The sequence below is a fragment of the Pseudomonas sp. Pseusp10 genome (assembly GCF_059492225.1).
Genome location: NZ_CP168528.1, coordinates 381,545 through 407,107, shown reverse-complemented (window position 1 = coordinate 407,107; position 25,563 = coordinate 381,545). Strand labels below are relative to the sequence as shown.

Below are 25,563 nucleotides of genomic sequence, written 5' to 3'. Positions count from 1 at the left end.
GTTAACAATATGTAACTTCGTTTTTAAAATTGAGATTCATTCATGATTGCCCCCACCCGTTTCCTGGCCTGGCTGTTGCTGCCGCTATTGGCTGCGTGCAGCTTTCAGCTGTTGGCCGCCTCCGCAGAAGGTGCGCCGCAAGCGCTGCACTTGCTCGATTACATCGGCGCGGATTACCCGGACACGGTGCAGGCGGGCAGCATCACGGATCAGGCCGGATTTCGCGCGCAGCAAGAGTCGGTCAAGACGCTGGGAAGTCTGATTGCAGTCATGCCGGCCAAACCGGAAAAAGCTGCACTGGAGCAAAGCCTGACCTCGCTGGGAAACTCCATCGGCGCCCGTCAGGACGGTGCCGAGGTCACTCGCCAGACCCGGCAACTGGGTGCGAAGCTGGCCGTGGCATATGAAGTCAGCCAGGCCCCGGTCATTACGCCGGACCCGTCGCGTGGGGCGCCGCTGTACGCTCAACATTGCTCGGTTTGCCATGGCGACACGGGGGCTGGCGACGGCCCGGCAGGTGTCGGCATGACGCCACCGCCGTCCAACCTGCGCGATACCACTCGGCTGGATCGCCTGAGCCTCTACGCGATCTACAGCACCTTGGGCCTGGGTGTCGAAGGGACGGATATGCCAGCCTTTGCCGATCAACTGGATGATCGTCAGCGTTGGGACCTGGCCACCTATATCGCCAGCTTCAGTGTCGACCTGGCGACAGCCAATGCTGGCAAAACCTACAACATCGCCGACCTGGCCCGTCAAACTCCGGCCGAAGTACAGTCCGCTGAAGGCTCGCAAGCCGCTGCGACGTTCCGTGCCCAACGGGCGCAACCGCCGCAGGTCAAGCGTGGCCCGGCACAATTGCTCGACTACACCGCGGCCACTCTGGACAAGAGCATCGCGGCGTATCGTGCCGGTGAGCATGATCAGGCTTATGACTTATCGGTAGCGGCGTATCTGGAAGGCTTCGAGCTGGTTGAAAGCTCGCTGGATAACATTGACGCCAATGTGCGTAAAGACACTGAAAAATCCCTGATGGCCTACCGTCAGTCGTTGCAGGACGGCCTGCCGGTGGACGACGTCGAACAGCGCCTGGACGCGGCCAAGGCCAGGTTGAAGGCGTCGGCCGGTCTGCTGGGCAACGACGGTTTGAGTTGGTCGTTGAGTTACATTTCCGGCTTGCTGATTCTGCTGCGCGAAGGTCTTGAAGCGATTCTGGTGCTGGCGGCGATCCTGGCTTTCCTGCGTAACACGGGTCAACAAGCGGCGGTGCGCAGCGTTAACGTCGGCTGGGGCCTGGCGTTTGTGGCGGGGCTGGGCACCTGGGCGCTGGCAGCCTATGTGATCGATGTCAGCGGTTCGCAGCGCGAATTGCTGGAAGGCGCGACGGCGTTGTTTGCCAGCGTCATGGTGCTGTGGCTGGGCGTGTGGATGCATGACCGTCGTCACGCGGCGGCCTGGCAGGATTACATCAAGACCAGCCTGGTGGGCGGCGGCGGGCGTTTGGGCTTCGCGACCCTGGCGTTTTTCTCGGTGTATCGCGAATTGTTCGAAGTGATTCTGTTCTACGAAACCCTGTGGCTGCAGGCCGGTCCCGCGGGGCACAACGCGGTGCTGGCCGGTGGTGCGACCGCTGTGGTGATGCTGATTGGTCTGGCCTGGGTGATTTTGCGCGGTTCGGCGAAGTTGCCGCTGGCGCTGTTCTTCAGCATCAACGCCGGTCTTTTGTGCGCCTTGTCGGTGGTGTTTGCCGGGCATGGCGTGAAAGCGCTGCAGGAAGCCGGGATCTTCGGTACGCGACCGGTGCCGTTCTTTGACTTTGAATGGTTGGGAATCCATGCCGATGCGTATTCGCTGAGTGCTCAGGCCGTGGCGATTGCAGCGATTATCGTGTTGTATGGCCGCAGCCGGGTGGCCGAGAAGCAGCGCGTGCAGGTTTCTTAAACGACATTCGCTTCGCTCACTTTCGCGGGCAAGCCACGCTCCCACAGGTTTAGCGTTAACCTGTGGGAGCGTGGTTTGCCCGTGATGCTTTTCAACAGAGGAAAAACCAATGCGTGTGTGGATCGACGCCGACGCCTGTCCGCGGGCAGCCAAGGACCTGGTGGTGAAGTTTGCCCTCAAGCGCCAGTTCGAAGTGGTGCTGGTGGCCGGGCAGCCGCAGATCAAACCGGGGTTGACGTTGGTCAAACTGATCGTGGTGCCGAGCGGCCCAGATGCAGCGGACGATTACCTGGTGGAACACGCGGTCCCCGGTGAGCTGGTGATCTGCAGCGATGTGCCATTGGCCGACCGTCTGGTGAAGAAGGGCGTGGCAGCGCTCGATCCACGAGGCAAGGAGTTTGATGCGCAGAACATGGGGGAGCGACTGGCCGTGCGCAACCTGTTCACCGATTTGCGCGAACAGGGGCAAGCGAGCGGGGGGCCAGCGCCGTTCGGCGACCGTGAAAAGCAGGCGTTTGCCAATGCGCTGGACCGGATTTTGACTCGGCTTTCGCGCAAGTCTTAAGTCTTGCGATGAACCCTGTGGGAGCGAGCTTGCTCGCGATGTGGTCAGCAACTTCAACATTGATGTCGCTTGCTGGACCGCTATCGCGAGCAAGCTCGCTCCCACATGTTTGAACAGTGTCAGGCATCGCTTTCGTGGGTCAGCTCCAGTACCCGGTCTACCAGCTTGTTGATCCCCGACGCCGCTTCGCTGATCGATTGCGCCAGCATGTAAGCCGGGGTGCTCACCAGTTTGCGTGCCTTGTCTTCGACGATGTCGCCGACGGCGCAATCGGTATGAGTGGCACCCATCTTGTTCATCGCGGCAGCGGTGTCGGTGTCGTTGCCAATGGTGCAGGTCACACCCGGGCCGTAGATTTTTGCCGCCAGGGCAGGGGAAATGCACATCAATCCCACCGGTTTGCCGGCCTCGGCAAAGGCTTCGGTCAGTGCCAGGACATCCGGTTGAACGGTGCAGCCGGCGCCTTCGATGGCGAAGCTGGACAGGTTCTTGGCCGAGCCGAAGCCGCCGGGCACGATCAGCGCATCGAACTCATCGACGTTCGCGTCACGGATATCCTTGATGTTGCCCCGGGCAATCCGCGCCGATTCCACCAGCACGTTGCGCGACTCGGGCATTTCTTCGCCGGTCAGGTGGTTGATCACATGCAACTGCGCGATGTTCGGTGCGAAACACTGTACCTGGGCTCCGCGCTGGTCCAGGCGCAGCAGGGTGATAACACTCTCGTGGAGCTCGGCGCCGTCGTATACGCCACAACCGGAAAGGATCACTGCAACTTTTTTGCTCATGGGCTTTTCTCCAGATTCATGGCGTTAAATGTCCACTAATTTGTCACTCGTTGCCATAGGGTTAATTCACGGTTACACATAGCATCTGTCCTCAAGATTCCGTTCAGGGCGCGTCATGGACTTCATTCTGTATGCGGTGCCGTTTTTCTTTGTGCTGATCGCTGTCGAGTTGCTGGCCGACCGTTGGCGCGGGGTGAGCAATTATAGGGTGGCGGACGCGATCAACAGCATCAGCACCGGCGTGCTGTCGACCACCACGGGTCTGTTGACCAAGGGTGTGGGTCTGGTGACCTATGCGTTTGCCCTCAAGCATCTGGCACTGTTCGAACTGTCGGCCGACAGCGTCTGGACCTGGGTGTTTGCCTTTGTCTTCTACGACTTCTGCTACTACTGGCTGCACCGCTTGGGCCATGAACGCAACATTCTCTGGGCCGCCCATTCGGTGCATCACCAGAGCGAGGACTACAACCTGTCCACGGCGTTGCGCCAGACCAGTACCGGATTCCTGTTGAGCTGGATCTTCTATCTGCCGATGGCAGTGTTCGGCGTGCCGCTGCTGGTGTTCGTCAGCGTTGCGGCGCTGAACCTGCTGTACCAGTTCTGGGTGCACACGCGGCATATTCCCAAGCTTGGCTGGTTCGAATGGTTCTTTGTCACGCCGTCCAATCATCGGGCTCACCATGCACAGAACGCTCTCTACATGGATCGCAACTACGGCGGCGTGTTCATTATTTGGGATCGTCTGTTTGGCTCGTTCCAGGAAGAAGACGACAACGAACCAGTGATCTTTGGCGTGACCACGCCGCTGGCGAGCTGGAATCCCGTGTGGGCGAACGTGCAGTTCTACGCGCAGTTGTGGACAGATGCCCGGCGTGCCGAAAGCACTTGGGACAAGCTGCGGATCTGGTTCATGCGCACCGGTTGGCGTCCAGCGGACGTGGCGGCCAAATACCCGATGAGTAAGCCGGACCTGAGCCAGTTCCGTAAATTCGAAGTAGCACTGGACGGGCGTCAGCAGCTCTACGTCCTTTTGCAGTTCTGCGTCTATATCGCGCTGGGCAGTTACTTGATGAATCTTGAACCGATGCTGCCAGTCGCTGCCCTGGTGTTGGGCTGGGGAGCGGTGGCGTTCGGTCTGTTTGTGCTGGGCGTGGCCCTGGAGAATCGCCCGTGGACGTTGAAGCTGGAACTGGCGCGGCTGGCGTTGAATCTGCCATTGGTATGGCTGGCCCCGGTGGTGGGGCTGTGGCCGGCCAGCGCCGTGGGCTGGGTCGGCCTGCTCAGTTACAGCCTGTTGAGCGGCATCGGTCTCTACTGCTGCAGAAACCGCATCACTCGGTTGGTGTCGTAGGGCCTTCGGTATTGGTCCGCACAGCTTTCAGGGCTTGTTCGTCGGCGTAGACCTGCTTGGCCAGGCGGGCATTCTTGAAGCGCCGGCGCAGCCACAGTACGAAGCCCAGGACCAGCAGCGCACCGAGCACCCATAGTTCGTACTTCTTCACACTACCGAGCATGCCTTCGAGCACTGCGCCGAAATGGTACGCGGCCGCTGCCAGTGCGGCAGCCCAGATCGCCGCGCCAATGCCGTTGAGCAGCAGGTAACGACCCGGCGGATAGCCCGACAGCCCGATGGCTACCGGCATGACCGTACGCAAACCGTAGACGAAGCGGAAGCTCAGTACCCAGATGTCCGGGTGCTTGCGAATGTGTTCCAGCGCGCGATCACCCATCATTTGCCAGCGCGGCTTGCGCGCCAGCAACTTGCGGCCGTGTTTGCGCCCCAGGAAATACCACAGCTGGTCGCCGGCATAGCTGCCGAAGAAGGCCACGACCACCACCAGGTTGATGTCCATGTATCCACGGAACGCGAGGAAGCCCGCGAGTACCAGAATGGTTTCGCCTTCGAAGAACGTGCCTAGAAAAAGGGCAAAGTAGCCGAAGTCATGCAGAAATTGTTGGAGCATTGTCTGGGTGCTGGCGAAATGAACGCGCAGCCTAACCCTTCGGACACATTCAGGAAAGTGTCCAAATGTGTCTCGACGTGAACATTTCCTACAACGACAATGGAATGCGGCTACCTGTCACAGGGGTGCACACAACTGTCACACGTTCGTCATAATGGCCGCTTATAACTGTCACGCTCGCCCGTAAGCGCGGGCTCAGGAGTCTGCCGTGAGCTTTACCCCCGCCAACCGTTTGTTCCCCGCAACCCGCCTGCGCCGTAACCGTCGTGACGACTTCTCGCGCCGTCTGGTCCGTGAAAACGTCCTGACCGTCGATGACCTGATCCTGCCGGTGTTCGTGCTGGACGGTGAAAACCGTCGCGAAGCGGTGGCTTCGATGCCGGGCGTCGAACGCCTGACCATCGACTTGTTGCTGGAAGAGGCGGCCAAATGGGTCGAGCTGGGGATTCCGGCGCTGGCGCTGTTCCCGGTGACGCCAGCGGAGCTCAAGTCGCTGGATGCCGCCGAAGCGTGGAACCCGGAAGGCATCGCCCAGCGCGCGACCCGCGCATTGCGTGCGCAATTCCCTGAGCTGGGCGTGATCACCGACGTCGCCCTGGACCCGTTCACCACCCACGGCCAGGACGGCATTCTGGATGAAGAAGGCTACGTGCAGAACGACATCACTGTCGATGCACTGGTCAGGCAAGCCCTGTCCCACGCCGAAGCCGGTGCTCAGGTCGTGGCGCCATCGGACATGATGGACGGTCGCATCCAGGCGATCCGCGAAGCCCTCGAAGTGGCCGGTCACGTCAACGTGCGGATCATGGCCTACTCGGCGAAATACGCCAGCGCCTATTACGGCCCGTTCCGCGATGCGGTCGGTTCGGCGCTGAACCTGGGCAAGGCCAACAAGGCCTCCTATCAGATGGACCCGGCCAACAGCAATGAAGCCCTGCACGAAGTGGCGGCAGACTTGTCAGAAGGTGCAGACATGGTCATGGTCAAGCCAGGCATGCCGTACCTGGACATCCTGTGCCGGGTAAAAGAAGAATTCAAAGTGCCGACGTTTGTTTATCAAGTCAGCGGCGAATACGCCATGCACATGGCGGCGATCCAGAATGGCTGGTTGAGCGAAGGGGTTATCCTCGAGTCGCTGACCGCTTTCAAACGTGCAGGGGCAGATGGCATCCTGACGTACTTTGCCGTTCGTGCCGCTCAATTGTTACGAGAGCAAAAATAGCCCTCCCAGGAACATTCGATGAATACCGAAGTACTCACTGAAGTTGCCGTAAAAGACGCTCAACCTGTTGTGGAGCAAGTCGACGAGACCCCGCCGGAGCTGGAGCCAGCTCCGCCCGCGGCGGTCGTCGAAACAACTGCGACAGTGCCGGCGGTGGCCATTCCCGGCCTGGATGACAGCAGCCTGTACATCCACCGCGAGCTCTCGCAACTGCAGTTCAACATCCGCGTGCTGGAGCAGGCGCTGGACGAGTCCTATCCGTTGCTGGAGCGGCTGAAGTTTCTGCTGATCTTCTCCAGCAACCTGGACGAGTTCTTCGAGATTCGTGTTGCCGGCCTCAAGAAGCAGATCACCTTCGCCCGTGAACAGGCCGGCGCCGATGGTCTGCAACCGCATCAGGCACTGGCCCGCATCAGCGAACTGGTCCACGGTCACGTCGATCGCCAGTACGCGATCCTCAACGACATTCTGTTGCCGGAGCTGGAAAAACATCAGGTCCGCTTCATCCGTCGCCGTTACTGGACGACCAAGCTCAAAACCTGGGTGCGTCGTTATTTCCGCGACGAGATCGCGCCGATCATCACCCCGATCGGCCTCGACCCGACGCACCCGTTCCCGTTGCTGGTGAACAAGAGCCTGAACTTCATCGTCGAGCTCGAAGGCATCGATGCCTTCGGTCGCGACTCCGGTCTGGCGATCATCCCGGCGCCACGCCTGTTACCGCGCATCATCAAGGTGCCGGAAGAAGTCGGTGGCGCTGGCGACAACTATGTATTCCTGTCGTCGATGATCCACGCCCACGCCGATGACCTGTTCCAGGGGATGAAGGTCAAGGGTTGCTATCAGTTCCGCCTGACCCGTAACGCCGACCTGGCGCTGGACTCCGAAGATGTAGAGGACCTGGCCCGCGCCTTGCGCGGCGAGCTGTTCTCCCGTCGTTACGGTGACGCAGTACGTCTGGAAGTGGCCGACACCTGCCCGAAACACCTGTCCGACTACCTGCTCAAGCAGTTCAACCTGAGCGAGAGCGAGTTGTATCAGGTCAACGGTCCGGTGAACCTGACGCGGCTGTTCAGCATCACCGGCCTGGACAGCCAGCGCGAGCTGCAATACCTGCCGTTCACCCCGCAGATCCCGAAACTGCTGCAGAACAGCGAGAACATCTTCAGCGTGATCAGCAAGCAGGACATCCTGCTGCTGCACCCGTTCGAGTCGTTCACCCCGGTGGTCGACCTGCTGCGCCAGGCCGCCAAGGACCCACACGTGCTGGCGGTGCGCCAGACCCTGTACCGTTCCGGCGCCAACTCGGAAATCGTCGATGCGCTGGTGGATGCCGCGCGTAACGGCAAGGAAGTCACGGCGGTGATCGAACTGCGTGCACGGTTCGACGAAGAATCCAACCTGCAACTGGCCAGCCGGCTGCAAGCGGCCGGTGCGGTGGTGATCTACGGTGTGGTCGGCTTCAAGACCCACGCCAAGATGATGCTGATCCTGCGCCGCGAGGCCGGCGAGATCGTGCGTTACGCGCACTTGGGCACCGGTAACTACCACGCCGGCAACGCCCGCCTGTACACCGACTACAGCCTGCTGACCTCCGACGACGCCCTGTGCGAAGACGTCGGCAAACTGTTCAGCCAGTTGATCGGCATGGGTAAGACGTTGCGCATGAAGAAATTGCTGCACGCGCCGTTCACCCTGAAAAAGGGCATGCTCGACATGATTGCCCGCGAAACACAGTTCGCCCTCGACGGCAAACCGGCGCACATCATCGCCAAGTTCAACTCGCTGACCGATCCGAAGATCATCCGCGCGCTGTACAAGGCCAGCCAGTCGGGTGTGCGCATCGATCTGGTGGTGCGTGGCATGTGCTGCCTGCGGCCTGGCATTGCCGGAGTCTCGCATAACATCCACGTGCGTTCGATCATCGGCCGCTTCCTGGAGCACACCCGGGTGTTCTACTTCCTCAACGGTGGCGATGAGCAGATGTTCCTCTCCAGTGCCGACTGGATGGAGCGCAACCTCGACAAGCGCGTCGAGACCTGCTTCCCGGTGGAAGGCAAGAAGCTGATCATGCGGGTCAAGAAAGAGCTGGAGCTGTATCTGACCGATAACACCCACAGCTGGAGCCTGCAGTCGGACGGCCGTTACATCCGTAACACGCCGACCGGCAACCAGAACCCGCGTAGCGCCCAGGCGACATTGCTGGAACGTTTGGGCAGCCCGATCCTGGCGGTTCGTTAACGCCAGCAACCTGTGGGAGCGAGCTTGCTCGCGATAGCGGACCGTCAATCGACACTTTGTTGCCTGACACGCCGTCATCGCGAGCAAGCTCGCTCCCACAGGGGTGTAACATCGACTGCTGTATCGCAGATAAAAAAAGGCCTTCCGAAGAAGGCCTTTTTCAATTTCAGCGCACGGTCAACACGATGTCGACCCGGGTCAGCCATTGCGCTTCAATTTCAAAGTCGGCCTGGGTCAGCTGGTTTTCGTCCAGCCAGTTTTCCGGGAACACCACTTCCAGGCTATTGCCATAGGCGTTCAGTTCCACCTGTGGCATTTGCTGGGTACCGCGGATGTGGTGGAACAGAATCGCGAAGCGCAGCAACACGCACAGGCGAATCAGCTTGGTGCCGTCCTCGCCAAACTCGGCGAACTTGTCCTTGGGAATGTTGCGTCGGTGGCCGCGTACCAGAAGCGCGAGCATCAACTGGTCTTCGCGGGAGAACCCGGCGAGGTCCGAGTGCTCGATCAGGTAGGCACCGTGCTTGTGGTACTGGTAGTGAGCGATATCCAGGCCCACTTCATGGACCTTGGCCGCCCAGCCGAGCAGTTCGCGCCAGACGCCGTCTTCCAGATCCCAGTCCTCGGCCACCTGATCGAACGCATGCAGCGCCTTGCGCTCGACCCGTGCCGCCTGTTCCTGATCGACGTGGTAGCGCCCCATCAGCGAAGTGAGGGTGCGTTCACGCACGTCTTCGTGATGATGGCGACCCAGCAAGTCATAGAGCACGCCTTCGCGCAGGGCGCCTTCGCAGTGATCCATGCGTTGCAGTTCGAGGGAGTCGAAGATCGCTTCGAGAATCGCCAGGCCGGCCGGGAAAATCGCCCGGCGATCCGGCTTGATGCCTTCGAAATCGATTTTCTCGACGTCGCCCATCTTGATCAGTTTGCGCTTGAGCCAGGCCAGGCCCTCGGCATTGACCTCGCCCGAGCCTTGACCGCCGGCCTTCAGCGCCAGGCCGATGGCACGGATGGTGCCCGAGGAGCCGATGGCTTCATCCCAGGTCAGGCGGTGCAGGGCGTGCTCGATGCTCATGATCTCCAGCCGCGCCGCGGTGTACGCCTGGGCGTAACGGGCCGGGGTGATCTTGCCGTCCTTGAAATAACGCTGGGTGTAGCTGACGCAGCCCATTTGCAGGCTTTCGCGCAGCAACGGTTCGAAGCGCTGGCCGATGATAAATTCGGTACTGCCACCGCCAATGTCGGCCACCAGGCGTTTGCCCGGGGTGTCGGCGAGGGTGTGGGACACGCCGAGGTAGATCAGACGTGCTTCTTCACGACCGGAGATGACTTCAACCGGATGGCCGAGGATTTCTTCGGCGCGGATAATAAATTCGGCACGGTTGCGGGCTTCGCGCAGGGCGTTGGTGCCGACGATGCGCACGGCGCCGGTGGGCATACCGCTGATCAGCTGGGCGAAGCGCTTGAGACAATCGAGCCCGCGCTGCATGGATTCTTCGCTGAGGTGGCGCTCTTCGTCGATGCCCGCGGCCAGCTGAACCTTCTCCCCGAGACGCTCGAGAATACGGATCTCGCCGTTCTGGGCCTTGGCCACGACCATGTGAAAGCTGTTGGAGCCCAGGTCGATTGCGGCGATCAGGGACAGATTCTTGGCTTGGGATTGCGGCATGGTCAGGGGATCTCGGTCGATAACCTCGACATCGTGCCACGATCAAAGGCTGCCGCCAACGCGTAGGAGCAGCCGAAGGCTGCGATCTTTCACCATGGGGCACTAGTGGGTGCGGCCACTGGCCTCTTCGCGGGCAAGCCCGCTCCCACAGGTTTTTGCAGCGAATACGCAATCGTATTCCAGCAGAGGACCCTGTGGGAGCGGGCTTGCCCGCGAAGACGGCGTCAATAGCACCGCAGATCTTCAGACCGCCGCTTCGACCGTGCCGATGAAATTCGCCAGCTCCGCCGTCTGCGGATTGGCGAACAACACCTTCGGATCGCCTGTTTCATGCACCTTGCCCTGGTGCATGAACACCAGTTTGTCCCCAACCTCCCGGGCGAAGCGCATTTCGTGGGTGACCATGATCAGCGTCATGCCTTCCCTGGCCAGTTGCCGGACCACATTCAGCACTTCGTTGACCAGTTCCGGGTCCAGCGCCGAGGTGATTTCGTCACATAGCAAAACCTTTGGCGACATCGCCAGTGCCCGGGCAATCGCTACCCGCTGTTGCTGCCCGCCGGACAGCCGATCAGGGAAGGCATCGAACTTCTCCCCCAGTCCGACCCTTTCCAGCATCTGCCGCGCCAGTTCGGTGGCCTTGGCTTTCGGTACTTTCTGCACCACTTGCGGCGCGAGCATGACGTTCTCGCCGACGGTCAGGTGCGGGAACAGATTGAACTGCTGGAACACCATCCCGACTTTCTGCCGCAGGCTGCGCAGATCGGCGCGGGCGGCGTCGAGGTACTCGCCGTCGACTTCGATCACGCCGTCGTTGATCGACTCCAGGCCGTTGAGGGTGCGCAGCAGGGTGGACTTGCCCGAGCCGCTGCGACCGATGATCGCCACCACCTGGCCTTCCTCGATGCTCAGATCGATGCCTTTGAGCACATGGTGATCGCCGTAGTATTTATGCAGGGCGGAAATTCTAAGCAGAGGCATGCAGTCTCCTTTCCAGGTATCGCGCACTGAGCGACAAGGGGTAGCAGAGCAGGAAGTAGCCGAGGGCGACGAGGCCGTAGACCATGAAAGGTTCGAAGGTGGCGTTGGCGAGCATGCCGCCGGTCTTGGTCAGCTCGGTGAAGCCGATGATCGAGGTGACGGCGGTGCCTTTGACCACTTGCACCGAGAAGCCCACAGTCGGCGCCACGGCGATGCGCAATGCCTGTGGCAGGATCACATGGCGCAACTGTTCCAGCGGGCTCAACGCCAGGCTCGATGAGGCCTCCCACTGGCCGTTGGGAATCGAATCGACGCAACCGCGCCAGATCTCCGCCAGATAGGCACTGGTGAACAACGTCAGTGCAATCGCCGCCGCCATCCACGGTGAAATCTCTATCCCGGCCAATGCCACGCCGAAAAACACCAGGAACAGCTGCATCAATAGCGGAGTGCCCTGAAACAGTTCGATGTAGATGCGGGCGAAACTGCGCGGCAGGGATTTATCCGAGATGCGCATGACCATGATCAGCAAGCCAATCAGTCCGCCGCCAACGAACGCCACCAGCGACAGCGCCAGCGTCCATTGCAGGCCCGTGAGCAGGTTGCGCACGATGTCCCAGAAGGTGAAGTCGCTCATCGGCTGCTCCTTGCAATGAAGCGGTGGCCGATCCAGTTCAGAAACTGACGGATCAGCAGTGCCATGCACAGGTACAGCAGCGTGGTCAGGGCGTAGGTTTCAAAGGCGCGGAAGTTACGCGATTGAATGAAATTGGCGGCGAAGCTCAGCTCCTCGGTGGCGATCTGCGAGCAGACTGCCGAACCGAGCATGACGATGATGATCTGGCTGCTAAGGGCCGGCCAGACTTTGCCCAGTGCCGGCAGCAGCACGACATGGCGGAATGCTTCGAGGCGCGTCATCGCCAGTGCCGCCGAGGCTTCCAGCTGACCACGGGGGATCGCCTGGATGCCGGCGCGGATGATTTCGGTGGAATAGGCGCCGAGGTTGATGACCATCGCCAGCACCGCCGCCTGCCATTCGGAAATCTGCACGCCCAGAGACGGCAAACCGAAGAAGATGAAAAACAACTGCACCAGAAATGGCGTGTTGCGGATCAACTCGACGTAGACCGCGAAGATCCCCGCGAAAGGCCGGATGTTCCACGCCCGCACCAGCGCCCCGACGATGCCCAGCCCCACGCCGAGCACAGCGCCGATGGCTGTCAACTCAAGGGTGAACAGCGCACCGCGTAGCAACAGATCGGTGTTGTTCACCACTGGCAGGAAATCGAATTGATAAGCCATAAAACGTCTCCAGCGCGCCGAATCAGAGATCGGCCGGCAACGGTTCTTTCAGCCAGGTCAGGGAGTTCTTTTCCAGCGCACCGTCGCTCTTGGCGGTCACGAGGATCTGGTTGACCTTGTCCAGCAGCGCCGGCTCGTTCTTGTTAACGCCGACGTAGACCGGCGAATCCTTGAGCTTCACTTTCAGCGCCGGCACGCGTTTCGGGTTCTTTTCGCTGATGGCGACCATCACCACGTTGCCGCTCGCGATCAGGTCGACTTGCCCGGCCAGGTACGCGGCGATGGTCGAGTTGTTGTCTTCGAAACGCTTGATGGTCACGCCTTCGGGGGCGACCTTGGTCAGCTCGATGTCTTCGATGGCGCCGCGGGTGACGCTGATGGTTTTGCCCTTGAGATCGTCCAGACCTTTGATGTCGGCGTCTGGCGGACCGAACACGGCGAGGTAGAACGGCGCGTAGGCGCGGGAGAAGTCGATGACTTTTTCGCGCTCCGGGTTCTTGCCGAGGCTGGAGATCACCAGGTCGACCTTGCCGGTGGTGAGGAACGGGATGCGGTTGGTGCTGTTGACCGGCGTCAGTTCGAGTTTGACCTTGAGCTGGTCAGCCAGCAGTTTCGCGGTGTCGATATCGAGGCCGCGGGGTTTCATGTCCGGTCCGACCGAGCCGAAGGGCGGGAAGTCCTGGGGCACGGCAACCTTGAGGACGCCGCGCTTGACCACATCCTCCAGGCCGTCAGCGTAGGCGGGTGCCTGGCTCAGCATCAGGCTGGCAAACAGTGCAGCGAGGAGGGCGCGGTAACGCTGGGTCATGGCAAATCTCCGAATCGGCAAGAAGTGATTTCTGCGGATCGACTGAGCATGGGCCATGCCAACTTAGGGTTTTGGGGGCGCCAGAGCGCGGTTTTTCTGGTGTCGAACGGTCTTACTGGTCTGAACAGTCAGGTTGCATTTCGCACCCCGATAGCGCAGCCAGATAAATCACCGAACCCCCATGGGGCACGACTTGCCGGGCGTCGCGAATAGCTTTACAACTGAGCGCACATTGGCCTGGTTCGTCTGGAAAACCATGAACTCGATCTCCCGCGCGGTACCTGAAGTGGCGCTGCAAGCCATCCGCAAACTGATTACCGAACAGGGCTTCGGGCCGGGGGATGCCTTGCCCTCGCAACGGGACCTGGCAGTGCAATTGGGGGTCAGTCGGGCTTCCTTGCGCGAGGCGTTGTCGTCCCTGAGTGCGTTGGGCGTCATCAGCATCCAGCCGGGCAAAGGGGTGTTCGTGCAGGCGCCGGTGGAACTGCCGCGAGGCGATGCGCCGCTGAACTGGCCGTTCGCGGCGCAGGCTTCGCCGCTGGACATCTTCCAGTTGCGCTATGCGCTGGAAGGTTTTGCGGCGGGGGCGGCGGCGGTGAATCTGGGCAGCGCCGACCTCGATGCACTGGAGGAAAACGTCGCCGCCATGCGCGAGCACTTGCGTGCCGGCGATTTCGACGCAGCGTCGCGGCTGGATTTCGAGTTTCATCGGCGCATCCTGCTCGCCAGTGGCAATCAGGCGATGTTGAGCATCCTCACCGCCAGCGCCGATATCTTTCTTGAGAGCCAGAAGTTACCGTTCATCCGGGCCGAACGGGCCATGGAAACCTGGCAGGAACACCGCAAAATCCTCCGGGCGCTGGCGCGAGGGGCAGCTGGCGCCGCGCAAAAGGCCATGCAAGAGCACGTACGCAATGCGGCGTTGCGCACCGGAATCGCGTTCGTGGTTCCCGTCACTTCATGACGTGAGCTATACCCAAACTCATGAATCACCATAGCGAGACTCAATCATCTGCACCTTCCTGAACGAGGGAAGGGCAGCTATGATGGGCCACGTTTTTTTGCTTACAACCTGGAGAATTCCATGAGCAGCGATCTTATCAAACACGTTAGCGACGCTAGCTTCGAGGCCGACGTACTCAAGGCCGAAGGCGCTGTACTGGTCGACTACTGGGCTGAATGGTGCGGCCCTTGCAAAATGATCGCTCCGGTTCTGGACGAAATTGCCGAGACTTACAAAGGCAAGCTGACCGTTGCCAAGCTGAACATCGACGAAAACCAGGAAACCCCGGCCAAGCACGGCGTGCGCGGTATCCCGACTTTGATGCTGTTCAAGAACGGCAACGTTGAAGCGACCAAGGTCGGCGCGCTGTCGAAGTCGCAACTGGCTGCTTTCCTCGACGCCAACATCTAAGCGTCGCTGCAAAGTGTCTTGAAAAAGCCCCGCAAATAGCGGGGCTTTTTGCGTATTCAGGGCTAGACGCTCCTGATACTCAGGTGGTACATTCGGCCCCGCACTGGTTTCTCCATTGCCCCCTGCTAGCCGTCGCCGACGCACTCCTTTTCGAATAAGTACGCGATCCTGTCGCCTTCTCAGCGGCGCGGCCTCATTAAGCCAAAAGCTTAATTTCCCCCCTCCATAAATGATTACGTCATTCCTATATGAATCTGACTGAACTCAAGCAAAAGCCGATTACCGAACTGCTCGAATTGGCCGAACAGATGGGCATAGAAAATATGGCCCGTTCGCGCAAGCAGGACGTGATTTTCTCCCTGCTCAAGAAGCACGCGAAAAGCGGTGAGGAAATCTCCGGTGATGGCGTGCTGGAGATTCTCCAGGACGGCTTCGGCTTCCTGCGCTCCGCTGACGCTTCCTATCTCGCCGGCCCGGACGATATCTACGTCTCGCCGAGCCAGATCCGTCGTTTCAACTTGCGCACCGGTGACACCATCGTTGGCAAGATCCGCCCTCCAAAGGAAGGCGAGCGATATTTCGCACTGCTCAAGGTCGACACGATCAACTTCGACCGTCCGGAAAACGCGAAAAACAAGATTCTCTTCGAGAACCTGACCCCGCTATTCCCGACCGTGCGCATGAAGATGGAAGCCGGCAACGGTTCCACCGAAGACCTGACTGGTCGCGTCATCGACCTGTGCGCCCCGATCGGCAAAGGCCAGCGCGGTCTGATCGTTGCACCGCCGAAAGCGGGCAAGACGATCATGCTGCAGAACATTGCCGCGAACATCGCGCGTAACAACCCTGAAGTTCATCTGATCGTGCTGCTGATCGACGAACGTCCGGAAGAAGTAACCGAAATGCAGCGCACCGTGCGCGGCGAAGTGGTTGCCTCGACGTTCGACGAACCGCCAACCCGCCACGTGCAGGTTGCCGAAATGGTGATCGAGAAGGCCAAGCGCCTGGTCGAACACAAGAAGGACGTGGTGATCCTGCTCGACTCCATCACCCGTCTGGCCCGAGCCTACAACACCGTGATCCCGAGCTCCGGCAAGGTATTGACCGGTGGTGTCGATGCCCACGCCCTGGAGAAACCGAAGCGTTTCTTCGGCGCCGCGCGGAACATCGAAGAAGGCGGCTCGCTGACCATCATCGCCACCGCGCTGGTTGAAACCGGCTCGAAGATGGACGAAGTGATCTACGAGGAATTCAAAGGCACCGGCAACATGGAACTGCCGCTGGATCGCCGTATTGCTGAAAAGCGCGTCTTCCCGGCCATCAACATCAACCGTTCCGGCACCCGCCGCGAAGAGTTGCTGACCGCCGACGACGAGCTGCAGCGCATGTGGATTCTGCGCAAGCTGCTGCACCCGATGGACGAAGTGGCTGCCATCGAGTTCCTGGTCGATAAGCTGAAAACGACCAAGACCAACGATGAGTTCTTCCTGTCGATGAAGCGCAAGTAAGTCGAGCAGGCACAAAAAGCCGGGGAAACCCGGCTTTTTGCTATTCGATTTTTGATCAGGTGGCAGTTCGTGGTTCTGAACCGAAGGGTTCGGCGCTAAACTGCCTGCCCCGAACGCCACGGCCAAAACGAGGCTCACGCATGCAGTATCGCGACTTGCGCGACTTTATCAGCGGCCTGGAACAGCGCGGTGAACTCAAGCGCATCCAGGTTCCGGTGTCCCCAGTGCTGGAAATGACCGAGGTTTGCGATCGCACCTTGCGCGCCAAAGGCCCGGCCCTGCTTTTCGAAAAGCCCACCGGTTTTGACATCCCTGTGCTCGGCAACCTGTTCGGCACCCCCGAGCGCGTGGCGTTGGGCATGGGCGCGGAAGCGGTCAGCGAGCTGCGTGAAATCGGCAAGTTGCTGGCGTTCCTCAAGGAACCCGAGCCGCCAAAGGGGCTGAAAGACGCCTGGTCCAAGCTGCCGATCTTCCGCAAGATCATCTCGATGGCTCCCAAGGTCGTCAAAGACGCGATCTGCCAGGAAGTGGTCATCGAAGGCGACGACGTCGACCTGGCCATGCTGCCGGTGCAGACCTGCTGGCCTGGCGACGTCGGTCCGCTGATCACCTGGGGCCTGACCGTCACCAAAGGCCCGAACAAGGATCGCCAGAACCTCGGCATCTATCGTCAGCAAGTGATCGGCCGCAACAAGGTCATCATGCGCTGGCTGAGCCACCGTGGCGGTGCGCTGGATTTTCGCGAGTGGTGCGAAAAACATCCCGGCCAACCGTTCCCGGTATCGGTCGCGTTGGGCGCCGACCCGGCGACCATCCTCGGCGCCGTGACCCCGGTGCCCGACAGCCTTTCCGAATACGCCTTCGCCGGCCTGTTGCGCGGTAACCGCACTGAGCTGGTGAAGTGCCGCGGCAACGACCTGCAAGTGCCGGCCACCGCCGAAATCATCCTCGAAGGCGTGATTCATCCGGGCGAGATGGCCGATGAAGGCCCGTACGGCGACCACACCGGTTACTACAACGAAGTCGACAGCTTCCCGGTATTTACCGTCGAGCGCATAACCCATCGGATCAAACCGATCTACCACAGCACCTACACCGGCCGTCCGCCAGATGAGCCGGCGATCCTCGGCGTGGCGTTGAACGAAGTGTTCGTGCCGATCCTGCAGAAGCAGTTCCCGGAGATCACCGATTTCTACCTGCCGCCCGAAGGTTGCTCGTATCGCATGGCCATCGTGACCATGAAGAAGTCGTATCCGGGCCACGCCAAGCGGGTAATGCTGGGTGTCTGGTCGTTTTTGCGACAGTTCATGTACACCAAGTTCGTTATCGTCACCGACGACGATATCAACGCCCGGGACTGGAACGACGTGATCTGGGCCATCACCACGCGCATGGACCCCAAGCGCGACACGGTGATGATCGACAACACGCCGATCGATTACCTGGACTTCGCCTCGCCGGTGTCCGGCCTGGGGTCGAAAATGGGCCTCGATGCCACGCATAAATGGCCGGGCGAAACCACCCGCGAGTGGGGCCGGGTCATCGTCAAGGACGATGCCGTGACCCAGCGGATCGATGCCATCTGGAATCAATTAGGAATAGATTGATGCGTGTAACCTTGCAGCCCTCCGGAGCAGTGCTTGAGATATTGCCCGGCGAGCGGATTCTCGATGGCGCGCGACGACTGGGCTACGAATGCCCGCAAAGTTGCCGCAACGGCAATTGCCACGTGTGCGCGGCGCTGCTGGTGGAAGGGCGGGTCGAGCAGGCCGGCAATGTGCGTGATCATGGCGAGTTCTACACTTGCATAGCGGAGCCGCTGGAAGACTGCATCGTGCTGTGGGATGGCGTGCTCGCCTTGGGAGAACTGCCGGTGCGCAGCGTGTCGTGTCAGGTCATTGAGTGCAAGGACGTGGGCGGCGACACCTGGCGCGTGCGTCTGCGGGCTCCGGCCGGCAAGCCGCCGCGCTACCACGCCGGTCAGTACCTGATGATCGAGCGGGAGAATGGAGAAAAGTCCGCCTTCTCCCTGGCCTCGGCGCCGCATGCGGGGCGCGACCTGGAAATCCACGTACTGGCGCGCGAATCCAGTGCGCTGAGCCTGATCGAACAGCTCCAGCGCAACAGCATGGTGCGGGTCGAGTTACCATTTGGCGATACCCACCTGGAGGAGTTGCCGGACGGTCCTCTCGTGCTGATCGCCGCCGGCACCGGCATGGGCCAGATCCACGGCCTGATCGAACATTGCCGGGCCTCGGGTTTCAAGCATCCGGTGCATTTGTATTGGGGCGTGCGTCGTCCTGAAGATTTTTACCAGGTCGAGCATTGGGACGAATGGCTGAAATTGCCCAACCTGTTCCTGCACAAGGTCGTCAGCGATCAATGTGGCTGGAAGGGGCGTTGCGGCATGTTGCATGAAGCGGTCTGTGAAGACTTCCCTGATCTCAAGCCGCTGCACGTGTACGCCAGTGGCTCTCCGGCCATGGTCTACGGCACGCTGGATGCGCTGGTGGAAGCGGGGATGGACGCGCACCAGATGCGCGCCGATGTGTTTGCCTACGCACCTAGACCCTGATGCTGCCCCCCTGTAGGAGCGAGCTTGCTCGCGATGGAGGTCAACGATTACGCGGGAAGACAGGCTGCCCGCAGCGTTCTTGAGTCCATCGCGAGCAAGCTCGCTCCTACAGGGTTATAGGTTTATAAACTGCTATATAGCCCATCGGTATTTATAAAAATGTATAAATGTCGGTAGGTTATATCTCGTTCAAGTGATTAATTAAGAACTGCGCCAAGGCACTTAAATTACTTGAAAACATATGTGCCTTATTGTTTTGGCGGTGCGTTCTATTTAGTAACTGTTTACTCGCGGGGAGCTGAACGCTATTCGCCATGAGCGCCATCGAATCTGCTTTTTTGAACCTGGCTTACCCTCCGCGGCTCGATCTGGGGCCGCAGCTCACCCACGAACAATTGCTCTGCTCGATGCAGTCGACCATGGCACGCCACAAGGGCGGGCCGGTGTGGTTGTTTGCCTATGGGTCGCTGATCTGGCGGCCTGAATGCACGGCGGTTGAACGGGTTCGGGGCCGGGTGCATGGCTACCATCGCGGGTTGTACCTGTGGTCCCACGAACATCGCGGCACCCCGGAAATGCCCGGCCTGGTGTTTGGCCTGGATCGCGGTGGCTCTTGCAGCGGTTTCGCCTATCGCTTGCCCGAAGAGCAACTCGAAGCCTCGCTGTACGCACTTTGGCAGCGCGAGATGCCATTCCCTTCCTACCGCCCGCACTGGCTCAACTGCCGTCTCGAAGATGGCAGCCAGGTTCAGGCCTTGGGCTTTGTGCTGGAGCGACATCTGCCCAGCTATGCCGGTAACTTGCCGGACCATGTGCTGAGTCACGTGTTCGAAAACGCCTGCGGGCGCTACGGCACCACCCGCGATTATGTCGAGCAGACCGCGCATGCCCTGCGCAGCCACGCCATGCCAGACCGCAATCTGGAGGCGTGGCTCAAGCGCTGTAAATCAAAGTCTGCCCAGGCGAATGCCGCGCCCTGACGGTGTGGCCTGCTCCTATTGTTCGCCCACGCTGAAATGTCTGTCAGTTTGAATTCAGGTGGGCTGTAGGACGCGTTACCCATTTCTGATTTGAAGTGCTTGCACTGCCGGAAATAGCGCGGGGCTTTGGGAAATGTCCTTCGGCTAAACCGGAAGTCATGACGTTCTGTCGGAAGTCCCCCGGGCCTTAACCTTTGTGCTGTTGCCAGGTCTGGCGTTGCGGTCGTAAAGGGAGAGAGGAATGCGCTGGTTAGTGGGTTGGCTTTTGCTGGTGCTGTCGTTGGATATCAGGGCTGGGGAGTTTTTTCTGATACCGGAGTACAACCCCAAGCCGATATACCCTATTGGGCTTCAGCGTGCCGGAATTTTCGGTGATGTGCGGGTCAAGTTCACGGTTCGCGCAGACGGTTCGGTTGGCCATGTGAATATTCTTGCAAGCGATCACCCGGATTTGTCGCAGGCAACCAGAATTGCCATAGAGCAATGGCGATTCAAGCCATGGAAAGTCGAGAAGGGGAAGCCGGCTGAACAGGATGTTGTTGCGCCGATGTTTTTTCGGTTTGATGCCCCGGTTGATGTAAATCTGTGGCTGAAAGAGCTGGAATGTCGCGTGGTCAATGAGGCGCTCGTCCTTACACCGGAGTCCAGTTGGATCGACTCCGCAGTGTTTCTTTACACCCGGGCTTACCTGTCGGGTGCATTCTTCCAGCGTCAAATGTCGACGGAAAAGCGCCTGGCGTTGATCGCCAAACTCAATCACCTGGTTCCAAGCATTGCGCGGCAATGCCTGGATAACCCGGCTGGTAAATATGTGAGCTATTTGCCGGAAGATCTCCGCCAGTTGCTTTAATCGGTGTGCCAATGAAAAGCGATCCGAACGACTTTTTCGACGTTCAGATCGCTGCCTCGGCTCAGCGAACCTGCACAACAACCTTCCCGACGGCCTTGCGCTGACCAAGATCATTGATTGCTTGCGCTGCATTGCTCAATGGATACACCTGCGACACCAGCGGCTTCAGCTTGCCTTCAGCGAACCAGCCAAACAATTGCTGGAAGTTCGCGGCGTTGTCCTGGGGCTGGCGTTGGGCAAATGAGCCCCAGAACACGCCGAGTACTGCGGCGCCCTTAAGCAGTGCGAGGTTCACCGGCAGTTCGGGAATGCGACCGCTGGCAAAGCCGACTACTAGCAGGCGGCCATTCCAGGCAATGGCGCGGATGGCCTGGTCGAACAGGTCGCCGCCCACCGGGTCGTAGATCACGTCGGCGCCCTGGCCGTCGGTCAGGCGTTTGATTTCGTCCTTGAGGCTGGTTTCGCTGTAGTTGATCAGTTCATCGGCGCCGGCGGCCTTGGCCACGGCGAGTTTTTCCGCGCTGCTGGCCGCGGCGATGACCCGGGCGCCCATGGCCTTGCCGATTTCCACCGCGGCCAGGCCGACGCCTCCAGAGGCACCGAGGACCAGCAGGGTTTCACCTGGTTGCAGGTTGCCGCGCTGCTTGAGGGCGTGCATCGAGGTGCCGTAGGTCATGCTGAAGGCAGCGGCGGTGTTGAAGTCCATGGACGGCGGGATCGGCAACACGTTGTAGCCCGGCACGGCGACCTGCTCGGCAAAGCTGCCCCAACCGGTCAGGGCCATGACCCGGTCACCGACTTTCAAGTGGCTGACTTTTTCACCCACTGCGCTGACCACGCCGGCCGCTTCGCCACCCGGAGAAAACGGGAAGGGCGGCTTGAATTGGTATTTGCCCTCGATGATCAGCGTGTCGGGGAAGTTGACCCCGGCGGCGTACACCTCCAGCAGGATTTCATTCTTCTTCGCGACAGGACTGGCGACGTCTTCCAGCACCAGCGATTCGGCAGGGCCGAAGGCTTTGCACAGCACGGCTTTCATCAGGACTATTCCTTTGGGAGTGATGGCCGATAAGTGTAGGTGTATGGGTCGATGGGTCAACGAGCATGCCCGGCCCTGATAGTCAGCCATAAGCTTGTGCTTGTGTGGCGGGTCGTTATGCTAGGCCGCAAACCGGATAAGGAGCGAATTGTGAAAGCGTGGATCATGTTGTTGCTGGCCCTGTCTCTGCCTGTGGCAGCGGTGGCCGAAGAAGCCAAAGAAAATGCAGCTCCGAAGATCAGCTACATCACCCTGAGCCCGCCGTTCGTGGGTAACTACGGGCTGGACGGCACGCCGAAACTCAAAGTCTACAAGGCCGATGTGGCGTTGCGGGTGACCGGTGACGAGGCTGCCAAGGCGGTGAAAGCCAATGAGCCGTTGATTCGCAATCAACTGGTCGCGCTGTTCGCCCAGCAGACTACCGAGACGATGAACAACGTCGAGGCCAAGGAAAAGCTGCGTCAGGAAGCGTTGAAGCAGACCCAGCAGGTGATGAACGATGAAACCGGCAAGCCGGTGGTTGAGGATTTGTTGTTCAACAATTTGATCATTCAGTAAGGTTTTCGCTGCTCTTGCCGGCCTCATCGCGAGCAGGCTCGCTCCTACAGGGGGTCTTCAGTGTATGCAGATCCACTGTAGGAGCGAGCCTGCTCGCGATGCGTTTTGGTTGACGTCGAAAATCTTAGGACTTGAGTGCAATCACCGCCGCCCACTGCTCCGGCGTCACCGGCATCACTGAAAGCCGCGAGCCTTTCTGCACCAGTGGCATCTCGGCCAGTGCAGTCTGCTGTTTCAGGTAATCCAGCTTCAGCACCCGGGCAAACGTCTCGACATGCGCGACATCGATCGCACTCCAGGCGTTTTTGTCCGGGGTGGCCTTTGGGTCGAAATAATGGCTTTTCGGCTCCAGTGCCGTCGGGTCCGGATACGCGGCTTCGATAATCTTGCCGATTCCGGCGATGCCTGGCTCAGGGCAGCTGGAATGATAGAAAAAGAACTCATCCCCCACTGCCATGGCCCGCAGGAAATTGCGTGCCTGATAGTTGCGAACCCCGTCCCAGCGCGCTTTGCCGAGCTTCTCCAGCCCCTTGATCGAGAGCTCGTCGGGCTCGGATTTCATCAGCCAATAGGCCATGTCTTTTGCTCCTTGCGTGGTGATTGAGCAGCTTGTCGGCGATTTTATGACAAACCGACAGTCGGTTGACGTCAGCATTTGCGCAGCGGTTCACGTTGTCGCAAAATGCCGGCCTTTAAAGCTTGACGCTGCTGCACGGCCTACAAACGGAAACCGCTGCTGTCATCGTGTTGATGTGCCTTTGGGGGGCAATCGATGAAACGCAAACCGGATTTACTATGGATTCTGGTCATTTTGTTTGGCCTTGGCGTCGTGACCACTGGCTATGCCCAAAGCCTGTGGGCCAACAAGACCGATGCGCCGGTCGAACTCGCTCAATTGCAGCAACAGTCGACCGCCTTCAAGCGCTGATCCTGTTGTCTCGGCGCTGCTGATCGAAGTGGCGCCTAGCCTGCGTAATACCAGGCCTTGTCCGTCACAGTTCCTTGCAGCGGCACATCCCAGCTCGCCTGAGCCAATCGCTCCACTTTCTGACATTCATGGGCCAGCCCCAACAGCGTCGGCTTGCGCCAGTCGTTTCGTCGCGCCAGGTAGGCCAGGCTCCGATCGTAGAAGCCACCGCCCATCCCCAGGCGTCCGCCGACATCGTCAAAACCCACCAAGGGCAATAACACCAGGTCCAGCGCCCAGATCTTGCGTTGCCGGGCGAGGTTGGCCCGTGGTTCGAGAATGCGGAAGCGGTTGGGTTTGAGTTTTTCCCCGGGGCGGATGCGCTGGAACACCATTTTGGTTCGCGGCCAGGCACTCAGCACCGGTAGATAGGTGGCCTTGCCCCGGCGTTGCGCGGCACGCAACAACAGGCGCGGATCGATTTCACCGTCGGTCGGCAAGTAGAGCGAGATGTGTCTGGCGCGGCGGAACAGCGGTTGCTGGGCCAATTGCCTGTACAGCCCGCGAGCGGCCTGGCGCTGCTGACTGGGTGTCAGTGCGCGGCGGGCCTTGCGCAGCATGCGTCGAAGTTGCGGGCGGGGGAGCAGCGCAGGTTCGGTCATGTATTCGGGCTTCAGCAATGCGGATACGTGAAGCGTACCCGTAAAAACGCCAATGCCGGTATCAAAACCGGCATTGGACTGGAATCAGGCTCCCCGAATGTGCCGCTGTCGACTTAGCCCTTGAACCCGAAAGTTCAAGGTGGAAGATGCAGTAGGCTTTAAGGCTTTCCGTCTAGCGGACATGCACACCAGCCCAACGTGCAACCTCCAGGGTATAGCAAATCGGCTCAGGGACATCGCCAACTGGCAAGCACCCCAGGGAGTGAGGGGATTATACCGCAAGCGGCGGCGCGAATCAGCCTTTGGTGACGTCCGGATCGGTGGCGAGCGCCAGATCGACGCGATCGAGCAGGTCACGCACTTGTTCGCGGGTCGATCCGCTGGCCTGGATATCCGGGCGTTCTTCCTTGTGCAGCAGGTCGTGAGTGATGTTCAGCGCGGCCATCACGGCGATACGGTCGGCGCCGATGACTTTGCCGCTGCTGCGGATCTCGCGCATCTTGCCGTCCAGATAACGGGCGGCGCTGACCAGGTTGCTGCGCTCTTCCTGAGGGCAGATGATCGAATACTCTTTGTCGAGGATCTGCACGGTGACGCTATTGCTTGAACTCATGAGTCTTGCTCCAGGGCCTTGAGGCGCGAAATCATCGATTCGACCTTACGTCGGGCGATTTCGTTTTTTTCAATGAGGTGCGCGCGTTCCTCGCGCCAGGTCTTTTCCTGAGCTAGTAAGAGTCCGTTTTGACTCTTAAGTTGCTCGACTCGGGTAATCAGCAGTTCGAGTCTGGCCATCAGCGCTTGCAGATCGGTGTCTTCCATTGTGTTCACTGTCTGATGGGGGCGGACTGTAGGAGCGAGCTTGCTCGCGAGGAACCTGAGAACGCCGCGGGTTGTCAGGTTCCCAGCGTGATCGTTGGCGACCATCGCGAGCAAGCTCGCTCCTACAGGGGTAGTCGATGTAGGATACAAGGCCTTCATTCTAGACATAGCGCCGTCTGGCGCCTAGCTGCCCATGACCATTCAGAATTCCCCGTACCAAGCCTTCGCCACCCTGCTGACTTCCAGCGGCTACAACGTCTCGCCTGCCGAGCTGCACGGCCTGCTGCTCGGCCGCAGCTGCGCCGGCGCCGGCTTCGATGCCGAAGGCTGGCTGGTCGACGCCGCCGAACTGCTCGAAAGCGAGCCACAGGACAATGTTCGCAGCGCCCTGATCGGCCTGCAAGAGATGGTCAAGGGCGAGCTCACCGGCGATGACGTGACTGTCGTTCTGCTGCTGCCGACCGACGATGCTCCGCTCACCGAGCGTGCGGTTGCGCTGGGCCAGTGGTGCCAGGGCTTCCTTAGCGGTTTCGGCCTGAATTGCCGCGATAGCAGTACCCTGAGCACCGAGGCCACCGAAGTGCTGCAGGACCTGGCGGCCATTTCCCAGGTGCAAGACGCGCTGGAAGAGTCCGAAGACGGCGAAACCGACTATATGGAAGTCATGGAGTACCTGCGCGTCGCACCGCTGCTGCTGTTCTCCGAGACCAAAAAAGACGTACCGGCCGCCGCCAAACCGTCGCTGCACTAAATCGTTTGCCAGGGAACGC

General features: G+C 60.0%; 27 protein-coding genes and 1 other RNA gene. 15 read left to right on the top strand and 13 right to left on the bottom strand.

Features of this window, described 5'->3' with window-relative positions; all coding sequences use genetic code 11:
• Positions 1 to 42: 42 nt before the first annotated feature.
• Both ACEN8Z_RS01825 and ACEN8Z_RS01820 read left to right on the top strand, forming a co-directional pair.
• Positions 43 to 1,941 carry an FTR1 family protein gene (locus tag ACEN8Z_RS01825; protein WP_495596614.1) on the top strand — a complete coding sequence of 633 codons (1,899 nt, stop codon included), beginning with the start codon at positions 43 to 45 and terminating at the stop codon, positions 1,939 to 1,941.
• A 109-nt stretch (positions 1,942 to 2,050) separates the two neighbouring features.
• Positions 2,051 to 2,506, top strand: coding sequence for a YaiI/YqxD family protein (locus ACEN8Z_RS01820; protein ID WP_495596613.1), 456 nt, complete (start codon positions 2,051 to 2,053; stop codon positions 2,504 to 2,506).
• A 119-nt stretch (positions 2,507 to 2,625) separates the two neighbouring features.
• Here ACEN8Z_RS01820 and elbB read toward each other — a convergent pair whose 3' ends face one another.
• Positions 2,626 to 3,294, bottom strand: coding sequence for an isoprenoid biosynthesis glyoxalase ElbB (gene elbB / locus ACEN8Z_RS01815; RefSeq protein WP_495596612.1), 669 nt, complete (start codon positions 3,292 to 3,294; stop codon positions 2,626 to 2,628).
• 115 nt (positions 3,295 to 3,409) lie between these two features.
• On the opposite strand from elbB, the gene ACEN8Z_RS01810 reads away from it, so the two are divergent.
• The gene (locus ACEN8Z_RS01810) at positions 3,410 to 4,645 is read left to right on the top strand and encodes a sterol desaturase family protein (RefSeq protein ID WP_495596611.1); all 1,236 of its coding nucleotides are present in this window, start codon (positions 3,410 to 3,412) and stop codon (positions 4,643 to 4,645) included.
• Here the strand turns inward: ACEN8Z_RS01810 and ACEN8Z_RS01805 are convergent.
• Positions 4,626 to 5,258: a DedA family protein gene (locus tag ACEN8Z_RS01805; RefSeq protein ID WP_007998955.1), complete on the bottom strand. Its 633-nt coding sequence runs from the start codon at positions 5,256 to 5,258 to the stop codon at positions 4,626 to 4,628. The genes ACEN8Z_RS01810 and ACEN8Z_RS01805 overlap by 20 nt on opposite strands.
• Positions 5,259 to 5,466: 208 nt before the next feature.
• On the opposite strand from ACEN8Z_RS01805, the gene hemB reads away from it, so the two are divergent.
• Together hemB and ppk1 are read left to right on the top strand one after the other, a co-directional pair.
• Positions 5,467 to 6,480, top strand: coding sequence for a porphobilinogen synthase (gene hemB / locus ACEN8Z_RS01800; protein WP_008015467.1), 1,014 nt, complete (start codon positions 5,467 to 5,469; stop codon positions 6,478 to 6,480).
• An 18-nt stretch (positions 6,481 to 6,498) separates the two neighbouring features.
• Entirely contained in the window at positions 6,499 to 8,721 is a 2,223-nt protein-coding gene (gene ppk1, locus ACEN8Z_RS01795) for a polyphosphate kinase 1 (protein ID WP_007998951.1), read from the top strand.
• 166 nt (positions 8,722 to 8,887) lie between these two features.
• Here the strand turns inward: ppk1 and ppx are convergent, their stop codons facing one another.
• From ppx to ACEN8Z_RS01770, 5 genes are all read right to left on the bottom strand, one after another.
• Positions 8,888 to 10,390: an exopolyphosphatase gene (gene ppx / locus ACEN8Z_RS01790; protein ID WP_495596610.1), complete on the bottom strand. Its 1,503-nt coding sequence runs from the start codon at positions 10,388 to 10,390 to the stop codon at positions 8,888 to 8,890.
• A gap of 243 nt (positions 10,391 to 10,633) precedes the next feature.
• A complete protein-coding gene (locus ACEN8Z_RS01785; RefSeq protein WP_495596609.1) occupies positions 10,634 to 11,371 on the bottom strand; it encodes an amino acid ABC transporter ATP-binding protein in 738 nt (245 codons plus the stop codon).
• Entirely contained in the window at positions 11,358 to 12,008 is a 651-nt protein-coding gene (locus ACEN8Z_RS01780; RefSeq protein WP_495596608.1) for an amino acid ABC transporter permease, read from the bottom strand. Before ACEN8Z_RS01780 ends, ACEN8Z_RS01785 begins: the two co-directional genes overlap by 14 nt.
• Entirely contained in the window at positions 12,005 to 12,673 is a 669-nt protein-coding gene (locus ACEN8Z_RS01775) for an amino acid ABC transporter permease (protein ID WP_495596607.1), read from the bottom strand. The genes ACEN8Z_RS01780 and ACEN8Z_RS01775 overlap by 4 nt, the downstream gene beginning before the upstream one ends.
• Before the next feature lie 22 nt (positions 12,674 to 12,695).
• Positions 12,696 to 13,481 (bottom strand): transporter substrate-binding domain-containing protein, encoded by a 786-nt coding sequence (locus ACEN8Z_RS01770; protein ID WP_495596606.1) that lies wholly within the window; start codon positions 13,479 to 13,481, stop codon positions 12,696 to 12,698.
• Positions 13,482 to 13,737: 256 nt separating this feature from the next.
• Between ACEN8Z_RS01770 and ACEN8Z_RS01765 the strand changes: the two genes are divergently transcribed.
• The 7 genes from ACEN8Z_RS01765 to ACEN8Z_RS01735 all read left to right on the top strand — a co-directional run bounded on the left by ACEN8Z_RS01765 (position 13,738) and on the right by ACEN8Z_RS01735 (position 20,808).
• Positions 13,738 to 14,445, top strand: a complete 708-nt coding sequence (locus tag ACEN8Z_RS01765) for a FadR/GntR family transcriptional regulator (RefSeq protein ID WP_033052444.1) — start codon at positions 13,738 to 13,740, stop codon at positions 14,443 to 14,445.
• A 120-nt stretch (positions 14,446 to 14,565) separates the two neighbouring features.
• A complete protein-coding gene (gene trxA, locus ACEN8Z_RS01760) occupies positions 14,566 to 14,895 on the top strand; it encodes a thioredoxin TrxA (protein ID WP_003206727.1) in 330 nt (109 codons plus the stop codon).
• 248 nt (positions 14,896 to 15,143) lie between these two features.
• Positions 15,144 to 16,403 (top strand): transcription termination factor Rho, encoded by a 1,260-nt coding sequence (gene rho, locus ACEN8Z_RS01755; protein ID WP_003206716.1) that lies wholly within the window; start codon positions 15,144 to 15,146, stop codon positions 16,401 to 16,403.
• Positions 16,404 to 16,543: 140 nt separating this feature from the next.
• Positions 16,544 to 18,010, top strand: a complete 1,467-nt coding sequence (gene ubiD / locus ACEN8Z_RS01750) for a 4-hydroxy-3-polyprenylbenzoate decarboxylase (RefSeq protein WP_310055840.1) — start codon at positions 16,544 to 16,546, stop codon at positions 18,008 to 18,010.
• Entirely contained in the window at positions 18,010 to 18,978 is a 969-nt protein-coding gene (locus tag ACEN8Z_RS01745; protein ID WP_495596605.1) for a CDP-6-deoxy-delta-3,4-glucoseen reductase, read from the top strand. The genes ubiD and ACEN8Z_RS01745 overlap by 1 nt, the downstream gene beginning before the upstream one ends.
• Before the next feature lie 314 nt (positions 18,979 to 19,292).
• A complete protein-coding gene (locus ACEN8Z_RS01740; protein WP_495596604.1) occupies positions 19,293 to 19,958 on the top strand; it encodes a gamma-glutamylcyclotransferase in 666 nt (221 codons plus the stop codon).
• A gap of 241 nt (positions 19,959 to 20,199) precedes the next feature.
• Entirely contained in the window at positions 20,200 to 20,808 is a 609-nt protein-coding gene (locus tag ACEN8Z_RS01735) for an energy transducer TonB (RefSeq protein ID WP_495596603.1), read from the top strand.
• 61 nt (positions 20,809 to 20,869) lie between these two features.
• On the opposite strand, the gene ACEN8Z_RS01730 is transcribed toward ACEN8Z_RS01735, so the two are convergent.
• The gene (locus tag ACEN8Z_RS01730; RefSeq protein ID WP_008004719.1) at positions 20,870 to 21,847 is read right to left on the bottom strand and encodes an NADPH:quinone oxidoreductase family protein; all 978 of its coding nucleotides are present in this window, start codon (positions 21,845 to 21,847) and stop codon (positions 20,870 to 20,872) included.
• 150 nt (positions 21,848 to 21,997) lie between these two features.
• Here ACEN8Z_RS01730 and ACEN8Z_RS01725 point away from each other — a divergent pair, with 150 nt between their 5' ends.
• Positions 21,998 to 22,405 (top strand): flagellar basal body-associated protein FliL, encoded by a 408-nt coding sequence (locus tag ACEN8Z_RS01725; protein WP_108229723.1) that lies wholly within the window; start codon positions 21,998 to 22,000, stop codon positions 22,403 to 22,405.
• Between the two features lie 124 nt (positions 22,406 to 22,529).
• On the opposite strand, the gene ACEN8Z_RS01720 is transcribed toward ACEN8Z_RS01725, so the two are convergent.
• Positions 22,530 to 22,982, bottom strand: a complete 453-nt coding sequence (locus tag ACEN8Z_RS01720; protein ID WP_495596602.1) for an EVE domain-containing protein — start codon at positions 22,980 to 22,982, stop codon at positions 22,530 to 22,532.
• 195 nt (positions 22,983 to 23,177) lie between these two features.
• Here ACEN8Z_RS01720 and ACEN8Z_RS01715 point away from each other — a divergent pair, with 195 nt between their 5' ends.
• Positions 23,178 to 23,333, top strand: a complete 156-nt coding sequence (locus tag ACEN8Z_RS01715) for a hypothetical protein (protein WP_007982896.1) — start codon at positions 23,178 to 23,180, stop codon at positions 23,331 to 23,333.
• A gap of 35 nt (positions 23,334 to 23,368) precedes the next feature.
• On the opposite strand, the gene ACEN8Z_RS01710 is transcribed toward ACEN8Z_RS01715, so the two are convergent.
• The 4 genes from ACEN8Z_RS01710 to ACEN8Z_RS01695 all read right to left on the bottom strand — a co-directional run bounded on the left by ACEN8Z_RS01710 (position 23,369) and on the right by ACEN8Z_RS01695 (position 24,793).
• A complete protein-coding gene (locus ACEN8Z_RS01710; RefSeq protein WP_008004722.1) occupies positions 23,369 to 23,974 on the bottom strand; it encodes a 5-formyltetrahydrofolate cyclo-ligase in 606 nt (201 codons plus the stop codon).
• A gap of 86 nt (positions 23,975 to 24,060) precedes the next feature.
• Positions 24,061 to 24,239, bottom strand: a non-coding RNA gene (gene ssrS, locus ACEN8Z_RS01705) — 6S RNA.
• Positions 24,240 to 24,269: 30 nt separating this feature from the next.
• Positions 24,270 to 24,587 (bottom strand): cell division protein ZapA, encoded by a 318-nt coding sequence (locus tag ACEN8Z_RS01700; protein WP_007982900.1) that lies wholly within the window; start codon positions 24,585 to 24,587, stop codon positions 24,270 to 24,272.
• Positions 24,584 to 24,793, bottom strand: coding sequence for a TIGR02449 family protein (locus ACEN8Z_RS01695; protein ID WP_007982902.1), 210 nt, complete (start codon positions 24,791 to 24,793; stop codon positions 24,584 to 24,586). The genes ACEN8Z_RS01700 and ACEN8Z_RS01695 overlap by 4 nt, the downstream gene beginning before the upstream one ends.
• 193 nt (positions 24,794 to 24,986) lie before the next feature.
• On the opposite strand from ACEN8Z_RS01695, the gene ACEN8Z_RS01690 reads away from it, so the two are divergent.
• Positions 24,987 to 25,544 (top strand): YecA/YgfB family protein, encoded by a 558-nt coding sequence (locus ACEN8Z_RS01690; RefSeq protein ID WP_495596601.1) that lies wholly within the window; start codon positions 24,987 to 24,989, stop codon positions 25,542 to 25,544.
• Positions 25,545 to 25,563: the final 19 nt, after the last annotated feature.